This window comes from Phenylobacterium sp. (assembly GCF_030654915.1).
GTDB lineage: Bacteria > Pseudomonadota > Alphaproteobacteria > Caulobacterales > Caulobacteraceae > Phenylobacterium.
Map to the genome: position 1 here is coordinate 1 of NZ_JAURWM010000342.1, position 13,168 is coordinate 13,168.

At 66.2% G+C, this 13,168-nt stretch carries 12 protein-coding genes and 1 pseudogene; 5 read left to right on the plus strand and 8 right to left on the minus strand.

Features of this window, described 5'->3' with window-relative positions; genetic code table 11:
* Positions 1-125 precede the first annotated feature (125 nt).
* Positions 126-341, minus strand: a complete 216-nt coding sequence (locus tag Q7T84_RS17615) for a hypothetical protein (protein WP_304811432.1) — start codon at positions 339-341, stop codon at positions 126-128.
* 108 nt (positions 342-449) lie between these two features.
* Between Q7T84_RS17615 and Q7T84_RS17620 the strand changes: the two genes are divergently transcribed.
* Positions 450-1,748: a lanthionine synthetase LanC family protein gene (locus Q7T84_RS17620; protein WP_304811434.1), complete on the plus strand. Its 1,299-nt coding sequence runs from the start codon at positions 450-452 to the stop codon at positions 1,746-1,748.
* Here the strand turns inward: Q7T84_RS17620 and Q7T84_RS17625 are convergent.
* The 3 genes from Q7T84_RS17625 to Q7T84_RS17635 all read right to left on the minus strand — a co-directional run bounded on the left by Q7T84_RS17625 (position 1,745) and on the right by Q7T84_RS17635 (position 5,942).
* On the minus strand, positions 1,745-3,052 hold the full coding sequence (locus Q7T84_RS17625; RefSeq protein ID WP_304811436.1) for an MFS transporter: 1,308 nt from the start codon (positions 3,050-3,052) through the stop codon (positions 1,745-1,747). The genes Q7T84_RS17620 and Q7T84_RS17625 overlap by 4 nt on opposite strands.
* Before the next feature lie 164 nt (positions 3,053-3,216).
* The gene (locus Q7T84_RS17630) at positions 3,217-5,478 is read right to left on the minus strand and encodes a xanthine dehydrogenase family protein molybdopterin-binding subunit (RefSeq protein WP_304811438.1); all 2,262 of its coding nucleotides are present in this window, start codon (positions 5,476-5,478) and stop codon (positions 3,217-3,219) included.
* Positions 5,475-5,942: a (2Fe-2S)-binding protein gene (locus tag Q7T84_RS17635; protein ID WP_304811440.1), complete on the minus strand. Its 468-nt coding sequence runs from the start codon at positions 5,940-5,942 to the stop codon at positions 5,475-5,477. Before Q7T84_RS17635 ends, Q7T84_RS17630 begins: the two co-directional genes overlap by 4 nt.
* A gap of 169 nt (positions 5,943-6,111) precedes the next feature.
* Between Q7T84_RS17635 and Q7T84_RS17640 the strand changes: the two genes are divergently transcribed.
* Complete coding sequence (locus Q7T84_RS17640) at positions 6,112-6,594, plus strand: SRPBCC family protein (protein ID WP_304811442.1); 483 nt, start codon at positions 6,112-6,114, stop codon at positions 6,592-6,594.
* 3 nt (positions 6,595-6,597) lie between these two features.
* Here Q7T84_RS17640 and Q7T84_RS17645 read toward each other — a convergent pair whose 3' ends face one another.
* Positions 6,598-7,770: a GAF domain-containing sensor histidine kinase gene (locus tag Q7T84_RS17645; RefSeq protein WP_304811444.1), complete on the minus strand. Its 1,173-nt coding sequence runs from the start codon at positions 7,768-7,770 to the stop codon at positions 6,598-6,600.
* A 78-nt stretch (positions 7,771-7,848) separates the two neighbouring features.
* Positions 7,849-8,580 carry a hypothetical protein gene (locus Q7T84_RS17650; RefSeq protein WP_304811446.1) on the minus strand — a complete coding sequence of 244 codons (732 nt, stop codon included), beginning with the start codon at positions 8,578-8,580 and terminating at the stop codon, positions 7,849-7,851.
* Between the two features lie 127 nt (positions 8,581-8,707).
* Here Q7T84_RS17650 and Q7T84_RS17655 point away from each other — a divergent pair, with 127 nt between their 5' ends.
* The 3 genes from Q7T84_RS17655 (at position 8,708) to Q7T84_RS17665 (ending at position 11,950) form a co-directional block, all read left to right on the plus strand.
* A complete protein-coding gene (locus Q7T84_RS17655; RefSeq protein ID WP_304811448.1) occupies positions 8,708-9,214 on the plus strand; it encodes a DUF1993 family protein in 507 nt (168 codons plus the stop codon).
* Positions 9,215-9,302: 88 nt separating this feature from the next.
* The gene (locus tag Q7T84_RS17660) at positions 9,303-10,523 is read left to right on the plus strand and encodes a putative DNA modification/repair radical SAM protein (RefSeq protein WP_304811450.1); all 1,221 of its coding nucleotides are present in this window, start codon (positions 9,303-9,305) and stop codon (positions 10,521-10,523) included.
* Positions 10,523-11,950 carry a UdgX family uracil-DNA binding protein gene (locus tag Q7T84_RS17665; RefSeq protein WP_304811452.1) on the plus strand — a complete coding sequence of 476 codons (1,428 nt, stop codon included), beginning with the start codon at positions 10,523-10,525 and terminating at the stop codon, positions 11,948-11,950. Before Q7T84_RS17660 ends, Q7T84_RS17665 begins: the two co-directional genes overlap by 1 nt.
* Positions 11,951-11,966: 16 nt before the next feature.
* On the opposite strand, the gene Q7T84_RS17670 is transcribed toward Q7T84_RS17665, so the two are convergent.
* Entirely contained in the window at positions 11,967-12,635 is a 669-nt protein-coding gene (locus Q7T84_RS17670) for a TetR/AcrR family transcriptional regulator (RefSeq protein ID WP_370653685.1), read from the minus strand.
* Between the two features lie 47 nt (positions 12,636-12,682).
* Positions 12,683-13,168: pseudogene (locus Q7T84_RS17675) on the minus strand (VWA domain-containing protein); the annotation flags it as partial.

Below are 13,168 nucleotides of genomic sequence, written 5' to 3' on the forward strand. Positions count from 1 at the left end.
ATCTCAGGGGCGGCGGCGAAGGGGTTCAGGCGGGCTGACATGGGGGGAGGTCCTCGTTGCGGCGGCGCCGTCGTGGCGCCTTTGCCAACAGGACGAACCGGCCCGGCTCCGTGTGACACGAACCGCTAGAGGAACCTCGGAAGTACGTAGATCGCCAGTAGCACCAGGACGACGACGGCCAGGATCACGGGGGCATGTTTGCGCCCGCCCAGCACCGAGCCGCCGGTCTTGGCCTGGCGCGCGGCCTTAGCCTGGGCCGCCTTCGCGGCGGCCTCCTTGGCCTGGATGGCCTTGCGGCGCTCGTTCAGGTCGACGACCTGCGGCTCTTCTTCGCGCTTCATGCCCATCGCTCTAACATGCCCTCGCCACCTGGCCACCCATAGGGTGCGTTGACAGGCTGTGGCCCGCAAGCCAACACCGATCCAACGATAAAAGTGGGAGGCCGTCCAATGGGCGACTACATGCAGGCCGCGTTGGAAGCGGTGAACTTCATTGGCGCTCAGCGGCTGGAGGGGCGAACCAAGTGGCGCCGCGCCGACGATGCGCCGAGCTCCGACTACGGCCTCTATCACGGCTCCTCCGGGATCATCCTCCTGCTGCTGGAACTGCATGCGGCCACAGGATCGTCGCAGGCGCTGGACCAGGCCATCGCGGCCGGCGAAGAGGTCGCCGCTCACCTGGCCCGCGTCGATGACCTCTCGGTCAGCGCCTCAAACGGTTGGCCCGGCTACGCCTTCGCGATGAGCGAGCTGGCCCGGGTGAGCGGCCGCGAGGACTTCCGCACGCTGGCTGGAACCTGCCTGCAGCGGCTGCGCGACCAGGCCAAGCCGCTAGGGGCCGGCATTGGCTGGATCGAGCCCGCGCCGTTCTCCGAAATCACCGGCTTCACCGGAGAGCGTGAGATCTATGACCAGTCGGTCGGGGCGGCGGGCGCGGGGCTGGTCATGCTCTACGGCCATCGTAACGACCTGCACCCGGACGCTCTCGACTGGGCGATAGCGGTTGGCGAGCGGTTGCTGGAGGTGGCTGAAACCGATCCCGACGGCCTGCGCTGGCGGCTGATGTCGGACATGCCGTTCGCGTTCACCGCGCCCAACTTCGCTCATGGCGGCGCGGGCGTCGGCTACTTCATGGCCGAGCTCTACAAAGCCACCGGCGACGAGCGGTTCCTGACCGCGGCCAAGGAGGGCGCGCGCTACGTCCTCAGCCGCGCCAGCTCGGTCGGCGACGGCCGGCTGGTCTGCCATACCGAAGAGGCTCGCACGCCGATCTTCTATCTGGGCGCCTGCCATGGGCCGGCCGGGACCGGGCGACTGTTCCTGGAGCTCTACAAGATCACCGGCGAGGCGCAGTGGCTGGAGGAGGCTAAGGCCCTGACGCGCGGGCTGCTGAGCATGGGGGCGCCGGAGGCGCGCTCCAAGGGGCTGTGGAACAACCACGGGCAATGCTGCGGCGACGCGGGCGTGGGTGAATATGCCCTGCTGATGGCGCGGCGCACCGGCGATGAGGCCTACCTCGATCTAGCTCGCCGTTGCGCCAAGGTGATCGTCGCCGGGAGCACCCTGGACGAGGATCGTCGCCGCTGGGTCCAGGCCGAGCATCGTGACCGCCCCGAGTTCGTGCAGGCCCAGACCGGCTATATGCAGGGCGCGGCCGGCATCGCCAGCTTCCTGATCCATCTGGATACGGCCCTGGCCGGCCAGCCGGTGAAGATCGCGCTCCCCGACTGGCCGCAAGACGCGGGTTAGGCGAGCCGCGCGGTCCTGGGTTCCTTGACCAGGGTGATCAGTACGATCAGCGCGGCCACCAGGAAGGCGATCGAGATCGAGAACATCGGGCCGTAGCCGAGGGTCGAGGAAATGACGCCCCCCAGCAGCGGTCCGATGGAGCCCATGATCCCCTCGGCGGTGGCCGAGAAGGCGATGCGCATCGGCATCTCGTCGCGCTCGCCGAACTCCAGGATCATGGTCCCCGCGCTCATCATGTAGCCCGATTGCGCCGCGCCGAGTCCGAAGAAGGCCATGAAGATCGGCAGGAAATCGTGGGCGCCCATCAGCAGCACGGTCGAGCCGACCCAGACCAGCAGCGACAACAGCATGACCAGCCGGAAGCCGGTCTTGTCGCCAAGATAGCCCCAGACCAGGTTCGAGATGGTGTCCGCCCCCAGGAACGCCAGCGAAAGCAGGCCCAGGTTCTTCCCGTTCAGCTCGATCGTGGACGAGGCGAACAGGACGTAGAACGGCACCGCCATCCGCGCCGTGATCGCCAACATCTGCACGATCATGAAGTAGAGGAAGCCCTTCTCGGCCAGCAGGGCCGGGAAGTCCTTGAACCGGTCGATCAACCGCGAGCGGGGTCGCACGGTCGGCGGTTCGGGCTCGATCATCAGCAGGCGCAGCGCCGTGAGACCAAGGCTGGTCAGGGCGAAGGCGAAGATGAAGGTGGTCGAGTAGCCGTTCCCGAACAGGTTTGCATCGATGAAGTAGCGCCCGGCGAGATAGGCCAGGCCCGCGGCGATCAGGCCGCCGGTGGCGTTGCGCCAGGCCTGTAGTCGCCCGCGTCGGCTGATCGGGATCACCTTGGCCAGCAGCATGGAGAACACCACGCGCTGGGTGCCCATGAACAGGCCGAACAGGAACATGAAACCGATGATGGCGACCACCCGGCTCTGGCCCGACAGGAACCAGCCGGCCAGGGCCATGCCGATGATCTGCATTCGGGCCAGGCCGCCCATCCACAGGGCGGCGGGCATCACCTTGGTACGGTGCTCGATCTGGTTGGCGCCGACGATGGGGCTGAGCACCCCGCCCAGTTGTTGAAGGGCCAGGCCGAGACCGACGACGGTGTTCGAGCCCGACAGCATGTGCAGATAGGCGGGCAGGAAGGTCGGGGCGTTGATCAACCGGAAGCCGGTCATGCCCAGCATGCCGTGCAGATAGTGGCCGATATAGTTGCGCTTCAGATTGGCCCAGACGAACTTTTCGTAGGCGGCTTCTTTTTCCGCCAGGGTCGGTTCAGTCGCGACGATATTTTCAGGCGCGGCCTCAGCCACGCCCTCCTCCTCAAATCTTGTTTCCAACAGCGTTCCGTCCGCGCGCGGATCGCAAAGGGTCGCGCGGGCGACTCCCTAATTATGACGGCTTAATTTAATGCCGACCGTCGTAGCAGAGTCTGGTGACGCGGGGGAAGTGGCCCTGCGCCTCGCCTCAACCTTTCTCAGGTGCGTGTCTTCAGCGCCGCCAATACGGCGTCGGGACGGATCGGCAGATGCCGAAGCCGAGCGCCGCTGGCGTGGAAAATCGCGTTGCCGATGGCGGGGCCGACCACGGTGGTCGCCGGCTCGCCCAGGCCGACCGGGACCTCGGTGCTTTCCATGAACTCGACCTCGATCTGCGGCACGTCGGCCATCCGTAGCGGGGTGTAGGAGTCGAGGTTGGTGTCCTGCACCTGGCCGTCGGCGAACTGCGTCCCTTCGAACAGCGCCAGGCTCATACCCCACAGCGCCGCGCCTTCCATCTGGGCCAGCGCGCCGTCCGGCGAGACGATGGTTCCGGCGTCGACCACCAGAGTCAGCTTCTCGACCTTCACCGCGCCGGTGGCCGGATCGACATTGACCCTGGCCGCGCAGGCGACCCAGGTCGGCATGTCGCGTTCCTGGCCAAAGGTGGTGGCCAAGCCAAGGCCGGTGTGCTTGGGCAGGGCCTGGCCCCAGCCGACCTTCTTGCCCAGCCGCGCCAGCACCGCGGCCTGCCGCTTGGCGCCGCCGACCGCGTTGGGCGCCGAGCCGGCGTTGCGGCCGGCGCCGTCCAGCATGGCCAGCCTAAACGCCAGCGGATCCTTGCCGGCCGCCAAAGCCGCCTCGTCCATGAAGCTCTCGACCGCCCAGTTGGTCCAGCCGGGCCCGACCGAGCGCAGCCAGCCCGGACGGAAGGCGATGTTGGCGAGGTCGTTCGGCACGGCGCGAACCCGCTGGGCGCCGACGCTGTACCAATGGTTCGCGCCGCTGATCGCGAAGGGGTCGTAGGCGACGTCGTTGGCGCCCTTGGGCATGAAGAACGGCGCCATCACCTGCGTCGGCCAGCCGGCGGCGGCGGCGTGATCCATGGCGGTGACCTTGCCGCCCTCGCCAAAGGCCATCTTCACGACCTGGACCGAGGGCGAGCGGAACGAGTCGAACAGGGTGTCGTCGGCCCGGGTGCAGACCATCTTCACCGGCTTGCCGATGGCCTTGGCCGCCAGGGCTGCGGGCACCGCATAGTCGCCGTTCAGCCGCCGGCCGAAGCCGCCGCCCAGCATGTAGGATTTCAGGACGATCTTGTCCTCTGGCCGCCCCAGCGCCTTGGCCAGCCAGGGCAGCGCCAGCGATTGCCACTGGTTGCCGGTGTGGATCTCCATCACCCCGTCCTTCTCGAAGGCCAGGGCGTTGACCGGCTCCATCTGGAAGTGAAGGGCGCTGGCGGTGGTGTAGGTGCGTTCCAGCTTCGACTTGGCGGCCGCGAAGGCGGCGTCGACGCCGGGATCCTCGACCACTAGGGAGCCAGCCTTGGGATCGGCGATCAGGTCGGCCGAGCGCTTCTGAAGGTCGGCCTCCGACGTCTTGGCCGTCTTGCCGGATGTCCAGTTCACCTTGACCAGATCGCAGGCGTTGTTGGCCGCGACGAAGCTGTCGGCGAACACCATCACCCAGCCCGGCACGGTGTTCGACGGGTCCTCCAGCGCCAGGCTGCTGATGTAGCCAGGCACGGCCTTGGCGGCGGAATCGTCGATGGAAACGACCTTGGACTGGTTGCGGGTCGGCGGGATTTTCGGCCGCGCGAAGACCATTCCCGGGACCTTGGCGTCCAGACCATAGAGGGCGGTTCCGTTGACCTTGGCGGGGATGTCGAGCTGGGGCGAGGCCTTGCCGATCAGGCGGCGCTCGGACGCCGGCTTGATCGGCATCTTGCCGAGTTCGTCGGCGGTGAAGGCCCGGCTCATGTTCCCGCGGGCGACAATGTCGCCATAGGAGATCGATTTGCCGCCGCCGCTGACCATGCCGCCCCGCGCTATGCAGGCCTTGGGATCGAGGCCGAGCAGCTTGGCGCCTTCCTCGATCAGGGTGATGCGGCCCGCCGCGCCGGCCTGGCTCATCAGGGGATAGCTCTGCCAGACCGACCAACTGCCGCCGGTGACCATCAGGCCCCACTTGGCGGCGGAATCGACATGGTCGATCTTCACCTTCGACCAGTCGGCCTCAAGCTCGTCGGCGACGATGCGGGCGATGGCCGTACCGACATGCTGGCCCATCTCGGCGCGGATGACATTGACCGTAATCACGCCGTCGCGGCCGATCCGGTACCAGATGGTCGGCTCATAGCCGTCGGGCGGCGCGGCGCCGGCGGGAGCGGCGAAGCCCATCATGGCGCCGGCGGCGGCCACGGTGATCATGAAGCCGCGGCGCGAGGTCTCCAGCGTCGAGGGGGGCGGGACGGCGCTCATGCCTTGCTCCCTTGCGTGCCTGCGGCCAGCTTGATCGCCTGCTTGATCCGCACATAGGCCATGCAGCGGCAGAGATTGCCGTTCATGGCGTCATTGATCTGTGCGTCGGTGGGGTTCGGCGTGGTCGTCAGCAGGGCGGCGGCCTGCATGATCTGGCCCGACTGGCAGTACCCGCATTGCGGCGCTTGGGCCTTGATCCAGGCGACTTGCAGCGGGTGCGCGCCATTGGGATCCAGGCCCTCGATGGTAGTGACCTTGGCGCCGGAGGCCGCATTGACCGGGGTCACGCAGGAGCGCACCGCCTCGCCGTTCAGATGTACGGTACAGGCGCCGCATGCGCCGATGCCGCAACCGAATTTGGAGCCGGTCAGCCCCACCTCGTCACGGATCGCCCAGAGCAGTGGAGAGTCGTCTGGCGCTTTGACCGTGACCTTGCGGCCATTGATCTCGAACGTCGTCGTCATACGGCTCAGGCCTCCAGACGGTGCAACTCTCTAGCGGGAGCGGACGCCAACCTTGGCCGCCGCGCAACTTCTTTTTGATCTGGCGGCCGCGATCAGAAACCCCTGGCCGGCTGTAGGATCGCTTCAGCCAGCATCGTCCTTGCTTCGAACCTTTTGAGCGGAGATGACCATGACAACGACCCAATCGCCCCCCGTCGATGACCGCGATCTGGTGCTGACCCGCATCATCGACGTGCCGCGCGAGAAGCTGTTCCGCGCCTGGACCGAGGCCGACGTGTTGAAGCAGTGGTTCGCGCCAAAGCCCTTCACCACGCCGTTCGCCGAACTGGACGTCCGGCCGGGCGGCAGCAACCGCATCACCATGCGCGATGCGGACGGCAATGACTATCCGAACGCCGGGGTCTATCTGGAGGTGGTCCCCAACGAGAAGATCGTCGTCACCGACGCCTTCACCGAGGCCTGGGCGCCTTCCGAAAAGCCCTTCATGACCGTCATCCTCACCTTCGAGGACCTGGGCGAGGGGCGCACCAAGTATGTCGCTCGCGCTCGTCATTGGAGCGTCGCGGACCGTGAGACCCACGAGCAGATGGGCTTCCTTGAGGGCTGGGGGCTTTGCGCCGACCAACTCGCCGAGGTGGCCGGGAAGCTCTGATATCTAGGCCAGCGGCATGCGGAAGGTGAAACGCGTCTCGCGGGCGTCCGAGGTGACGTCCAGAGAGCCGCCATGCGCCCGGGCGATTTCCGAGGCGATGTAGAGACCAAGGCCCAGCCCCTGTTGGTTGGGCCTGGCCGAGGCCCGAGAAAAGGGCTGGAACAGCCGTTGGACGGTGTCGGCGGGGATCGGCGCGCCGGTGTTGGCGACCGACAGTTCGAACTCCCCGTTCGCGGTCCGGGCGCAGGTCTCCACCGGTCCGTCCGCGGCGCCGTGGACCAGGGCGTTGGCCAGCAGGTTCGAGAGCAGCTGGGCGATACGGCGACTGTCGCAGGCCACCGGTTGGGCCAGCAGGATGTCGCACGCGATGGTGCGTTCGGGGTGCGCGGTCCGCAACTCGGCGACGACCTGCCGCAGCATGTCCGGCAGATCGGGATCGGCCCGTCGCTCGACGTTGAAACCCCCGCCGAGCCGGCCACGGGCGAAGTCGAGGACATTGTCGATCAGGTCTGCCATGCGCCCGACGCTGTTGCGCACTTGGCCGACGATGACCTGACCCTTGGCGGTCAGGGGGGTCTTCATCAGCAGTTGCGCGCCGCCGTCGATGGCCGCGAGCGGGTTGCGCAGGTCATGGCCCAGGACGGCGATGAACTGCTCGCGCAGTTCGGCGGTTTGCCTTTCGCTCAGCAGCGCGGCCTCGCTGCGCGCCAGCCGCTGCTGAGTGTCGAGGTGACTGCCGACCAGACCTGCGAACAACTCGAACAGCATGATCGTCTGTGGATTGCGAAGCTTCGCCGGGCGTGGGTCGATCGCGCATAGCGTCCCGAAAAACTCGCCCCGATGTAAGATCGGCACCGAGATGTAGCTCTGCAGGCCGTACATCTTGGGCGTCGGATGCTGACGGAAGACCGGGTCGGCGTCGACGTGGTCGATGATCACGGCCTGGCCGCTGAGCCTGACTTCGTGGCAAAGCGTGGTGGAGACGTTCAACTCTCCGCCGGGCGTCAGGCCGAACTCGATTTCGTCGCGGACCGCGCAGGCGACCCAGCGATCGGGAGTCACCCTCGCTATTGCGGCGAACCCCATTCCGGTGGTGCGGCAGATGACTTCCAAAATCTTCGGCACGACGTCGATGTTGCCGACGGTCGAGACGTCCACGGCGATAGAGTCGGCCATTAAATCCTCAGGGGCGTAGCGCGCGTCATCCAACGGACGATGTCTCGCCATCCGCTCTCTAGCATCAATGGCTGAGCTCTAGCGCCATAGGTCCGGCTCGACTGTCATGTTCCCGACCAACTCCATCACCTGGGCCAGGGGGATGCAGCGGCCCAGGCGCTCAGCCTCATGAGTGGCGACATAGATGCCGATCCATTGCAGGAGCGTGCGGTCGCCGCGCTCGGCGCGCAAGGCGACCGGTCCGCCGGAGCAGCCAGCTCCGCCGATCCCGTCGATGTGGAACGCGAAGGGGTTGAGCCGGTAGTCGGTGGCGAGTGTGAAGCCCCGGGCGATCGGGGCGCTGCGCAATATGGCCGCTCCGCCTGGAAAGCCGTAGATCAGGCCAGCCGAGCCGGCGGTCAGCGGCAAGCCTTGGGTCACCACATCGTAGTCGCCGAACGTACCGGGCATGTTGATGGCCAGCGGGCGTGAAGGCAGCCGCACCGGAATTCCGGCGACGTCGATGGAGGCGTTGTGCGGGTCCTGATGCCAGCGGAACCGGGGATTTGTTCCCTCATAGAGCGGCACACTGAAGCTGAGCGCCTCGCAGTCCAGGTCATGGCCATAGGTGTCGGACCAGCTGGCCTCGGTCCCGCGGTTCTTGAAGTAGAAGGTGTTGGGCCGGAGCAGGCAGTGCAGGGCGGTCAGCACGATGTAGCGGTCGGCCTCGACATGGTAGAGGAAGCCGGAAAACACCTGGTGCGGCTCGCCGCTCTTGAGCCGCGTGACGAAGCGGGGCGTGGCGATCGCGAACGGGTCGAGGAGGTCCATCGACCGTCACGCTACGACCAGCCGCGTCCGTCCGTCGAGCCGTCATCTGCGAGGCCATCGCAGGCGACGCCGGGCGGCGGCCCCTATAGAACCAGCCCGCGAGTCGCTTGGACCCGCTGGAGCACCCATGACCCTTTCCATGTATCAGGCCTCGGTCCCCGTCTTCATCCAGGGCCTCACCGGTCTTGGCGGGGTTATCGACAAGGCCTCCGCCCACGCCGCCGAACGCAAGATCGACCCGGCGGCCCTGCTGCAGGCGCGGCTCTATCCGGACATGTTCCCGTTCGCGCGCCAGGTGCAGATCGCCACCGATTTCGCCAAGGGCGGCGCGGCGCGTTTGGCCGGCGTGGAGTTCCCCGCCTATGAGGACAGCGAAACCAGCTTCGAGGAGTTGAAGGCCCGGGTCGACAAGACCATCGCTTTCCTGCGCACGCTTGAGGCGGCGCAAATCGACGGTTCGGAAGATCGCGACATCAGCCTGGTTCGCCGCGGCGAGACCAGCATCGTCAAGGGGCAGGCCTATCTGCTCGAGCAGGCGATGCCGAACTTCTACTTCCACATCACCACGGCCTACGCGATCCAGCGGCACAACGGCGTCGAGGTCGGCAAGCGCGTCTTCCTCGGGGCGGCCTAGGCTATCCGCGGCGCTGGAAACCGGCTGTTTTTCAGCGCCGCTCTCGGCTAGGGCTGGACGGAACATAATAAGAACATTAGCTTGAGGCATGGTCAGCCTGAACCTCAAGCAGAAGCTCGCGATCCTATCGGACGCCGCGAAGTATGACGCCTCCTGCGCCTCGTCCGGCACGACCAAGCGGGACTCGACGGGCGGTAAGGGGGTGGGCTCGACCGAGGGCATGGGGATCTGCCACGCCTATGCGCCGGACGGTCGGTGCATCAGCCTGTTGAAGATCTTGCTGACCAATTTCTGCGTCTACGACTGCGCCTATTGCGTGAACCGGGTGACCTCCAATACCCGCCGGGCCCGCTTCACGGTGAAGGAAGTCGTCGATCTCACCCTCGGCTTCTACAAGCGGAACTATATCGAGGGCCTGTTTCTCTCCTCGGGGATCATTCGCAACGCCGACTACACGATGGAGGAGATGGTGCGGGTGGCGAAATCGCTGCGGCTAGACCATGACTTCCGCGGCTACATCCACCTGAAAGTCATTCCGGAGGCATCCCCGGCGCTGGTCAATCAGGCCGCGCTCTATGCCGATCGGGTCTCGATCAATATCGAGCTGCCTCGGGACGACAGCCTAGCCGATCTCGCCCCGGAGAAGGACGCCAAGGGCATCCGCAAGGCCATGGGCTCAGTGCGCCTGGGGATCGAGGAGACCACCGACAAGGCGATCAAGGCCAAGCCGCCGAAGTTCGCCCCGGCGGGCCAGTCGACGCAGATGATCGTCGGGGCGGACGCGGCCAGCGATGGCGAAATCCTCTCTCGAAGCGCCGGTCTCTACGGCGCCTATGGCATGCGGCGGGTCTACTACTCGGCCTATAGCCCGATCCCGGACACGACGTCGCGCCTGCCCCCGGCTCGGCCGCCGCTGATGCGCGAGCACCGGCTCTATCAAGCTGACTGGCTGATGCGATTCTACGGCTTCGAAGCCGGGGAGATCGCCGGTGGCGATGAGAACCTGGACCTCGCCATCGATCCGAAACTAGCGTGGGCCTTGAAGAACCGCGCGCGATTCCCTGTCGATCTGAATCGGGCGGAGCGCGAACCGATGCTGCGGGTGCCGGGCCTAGGCGTCAAAAGCGTCGACCGAATGATCGAGGTCCGCCGCTACAAGCGCTTGACGTTGGAAGACGTCAAACGCCTTACGCGTGGCGTGGACAAGGTGAAGCCCTTCATCGTCACCGATGACTGGCGGCCGGGTTCACTCACCGACTGCGCCGACCTGCGGGCTCACGTGGCGCCGCAGCAGTTGAGTTTGTTCTGATGCACGTGGTGCGCCTGGCCTCGGAAACTGACTTCGACGGCTGGCGCAGGGCGGCGCGGGGGCTGCGCGGCGCGGCTGTCGCGCCAAGCGATGTGCTTTGGACCGTGGATGGCGCCGGCGATCTGTTTGGCGAGACCGAAGAGCCCGCCGCCGCCACGGAGTGCTTCACCGTTCCACGGGAGTTCGTCGAGGTCGCCGAGCAGGCGGTTCTGCATAGCTCGGGCGAGCGTTTCGCCCTGCTTTATCGACTGCTGTGGCGGCTCGCGAGCGAGCCGGAGCTGATGCACATCGCGTCGGACCCTGACGTCGCCCGCGCCCGTGACATGGCCAGGGGGGTCTCCAAGGCCGTTCACAAGATGAAGGCCTTCGTCCGCTTCCGGTTGATCGAGGACGCGGCCGAGGAGACCTATGTCGCCTGGTTCGAGCCGGCTCACCGGGTGGTGAAGGACGCCGTGCCGTTTTTTGTTCGGCGCTACGCCAACATGAACTGGTCTATCCTCACGCCTGACGTTTGCGCTCATTGGGATAAGACGCGCCTGGTGTTCACGCCGGGCGCCGATCCCGCCGACGCACCGAGCGAGGACGCCCTGGAGGACTATTGGCGCACCTACTACGCCTCCACCTTTAATCCGGCCCGCCTGAAGATCGCCGCCATGCAGCGGGAGATGCCCAAGCGCTATTGGCGGAACCTGCCGGAGGCCGGGCTCATTCCCGAACTGATCCAAGCCGCCGAAGGCCGCACCGCCGCCATGGTCGGTCAAACCCCCTCAGAGCCTAGCCGCCGCGTGGTCCGTCAGGCCCAACGCCTGTCGCGGGACGGGTCATTCGAAGAAGGGGCGCCCGCCACCTTGGAGGAGGTCGCCGCCGGCGTCGATTTTTGCCGCCGGTGCGATCTGTGGCGGGATTCGACCCAGGGCGTCGTCGGGGAGGGGCCGGGCACGGCTAGGCTGATGGTTGTCGGCGAGCAACCCGGCGACCAGGAGGATCTGGCGGGGCGAGCGTTCGTCGGACCGGCGGGCAAGGTCCTGAACCAGACGCTGGAAGAAGCCGGCGTGCCGCGCGCCGAGATCTACGTCACCAACGCGGTGAAGCACTTCCGGCACGAACTGCGCGGCAAGCGTCGCATCCATCAGACGCCCAGGACCTCCGAGGTTACGGCATGCCGGTGGTGGTTGGACGCCGAACGCCGGATTGTGCGGCCGAGGGTCATTGTCGCTCTCGGCGCGACGGCGGCGCTGGCGGTGTTTGGCAAGGCTGTTCCGGTTGGCGCATACCGCGGCCGGGCCTTGTCGCTAGCCGATGGAGCTCAGGGTGTCGTGACCTATCACCCGTCGTTCCTGCTGCGCGTGCCCGACGAGCAGGAAAAAGCCAAGGCCCATGCGGCGTTTGTGGAAGATCTGAAGTTCGCCTGGGGTCTGGCCGCCTAGGCGCGCGACGTGAAGGCTAGGCCTGGAAGCCGGCTTCGGCGAAGTCGAGCATCCGCTTCAGCAGGCCGTCTACGTCGCCCTCGCGGGTCGCACCGTCCGACAGCACGTGCAGGCGGTCGAACTCGGCGAACCGGTTGTTGTGAGTCATGCCCAGGCAGAAGTGCAGCCGCCAGTAGACGGTCTCGCGCGGCAGGTCGGGGCAGGCGGAGATCAAGGCGTCGGCGAAACGCGCCAGGTGGCTGACGTCATTGGTCAGGGCCTCGCGCATCTCCGCGGTGCCTTCACTGCGCGAGCGGATGATGAACTGGACTGAAATGCGCCGATCATTGTCGGGCGTGGCCCACTTCAGCGGCGGGGCGAACAGCGCTTCGAGGATATCGCGCACTGGCGGCTTGCCGGCGTTGCGGTCGTTGGCCTCGTGCAACATCCGGGCGCGTTCGCGGTTCAGCTCCGCCGTGCGCCGACGGAAGATCTCGAACAGCAGAGCGTCCTTCGACCCGAAGTGGTAGTTCACCGAGGCCAGGTTCACACCGGCGTCGGCGGTGATGTCGCGGACAGAGACGTTCTGGAACCCGTGTAGCGCGAAGAGACGCTCGGCCGCGCAGAAGACCGCCGCCTTGGTGGCGGCCTCGTTGGCCTCTCCGGTGTCGTTGTCCTTGGCGCTGTCCACGGGCGAATCTCTCAAATGTCACATCAGCCTAGCAGGTGTGACACAAACCGCGATGCGGCGCGCTAGCGCGCCAATTCCCTCATCGCCTTGTCCAGACCCTCGATCGTAAGGGGGAACATCCGGTCATTGACCAGCTGCTTCATGACCTCGATCGACGGCGTGTAGTCCCAATGCCGTTCGGCGGTGGGATTCAGCCAGACCGTGTGTTCATAGATCTGGGCCACGCGGTCCATCCAGATGGCGCCGGCTTCCTCGTTCCAGTGCTCCACCGAACCGCCCGGATAGGTGATTTCGTAGGGGCTCATCGTCGCGTCGCCCACGAAGATCACTTTGTAGTCGCTGGAGTATTTGTGGAGGATGTCCCAGGTGTTCAGCTTCTCGGCGTGACGGCGCCGATTGTCCTTCCACACGCTCTCGTAGAGGCAGTTGTGGAAGTAGTAGAACTCCATGTTCTTGAATTCGCTGCGGGCGGCCGAGAACAACTCCTCGCAGATCTTGATGTGGCTATCCATCGAGCCGCCGATGTCGAAGAAGATCAACACGCTGAT

Coding starts and splice junctions, on each gene's coding strand:
- Q7T84_RS17615 (WP_304811432.1), bottom strand. CDS start 341: ATGAAGCGCGAAGAAGAGCCGCAGGTCGTCGACCTGAACGAGCGCCGC.
- Q7T84_RS17620 (WP_304811434.1), top strand. CDS start 450: ATGGGCGACTACATGCAGGCCGCGTTGGAAGCGGTGAACTTCATTGGC.
- Q7T84_RS17630 (WP_304811438.1), bottom strand. CDS start 5,478: ATGAGCGCCGTCCCGCCCCCCTCGACGCTGGAGACCTCGCGCCGCGGC.
- Q7T84_RS17635 (WP_304811440.1), bottom strand. CDS start 5,942: ATGACGACGACGTTCGAGATCAATGGCCGCAAGGTCACGGTCAAAGCG.
- Q7T84_RS17640 (WP_304811442.1), top strand. CDS start 6,112: ATGACAACGACCCAATCGCCCCCCGTCGATGACCGCGATCTGGTGCTG.
- Q7T84_RS17645 (WP_304811444.1), bottom strand. CDS start 7,770: ATGGCCGACTCTATCGCCGTGGACGTCTCGACCGTCGGCAACATCGAC.
- Q7T84_RS17650 (WP_304811446.1), bottom strand. CDS start 8,580: ATGGACCTCCTCGACCCGTTCGCGATCGCCACGCCCCGCTTCGTCACG.
- Q7T84_RS17655 (WP_304811448.1), top strand. CDS start 8,708: ATGACCCTTTCCATGTATCAGGCCTCGGTCCCCGTCTTCATCCAGGGC.
- Q7T84_RS17660 (WP_304811450.1), top strand. CDS start 9,303: ATGGTCAGCCTGAACCTCAAGCAGAAGCTCGCGATCCTATCGGACGCC.
- Q7T84_RS17665 (WP_304811452.1), top strand. CDS start 10,523: ATGCACGTGGTGCGCCTGGCCTCGGAAACTGACTTCGACGGCTGGCGC.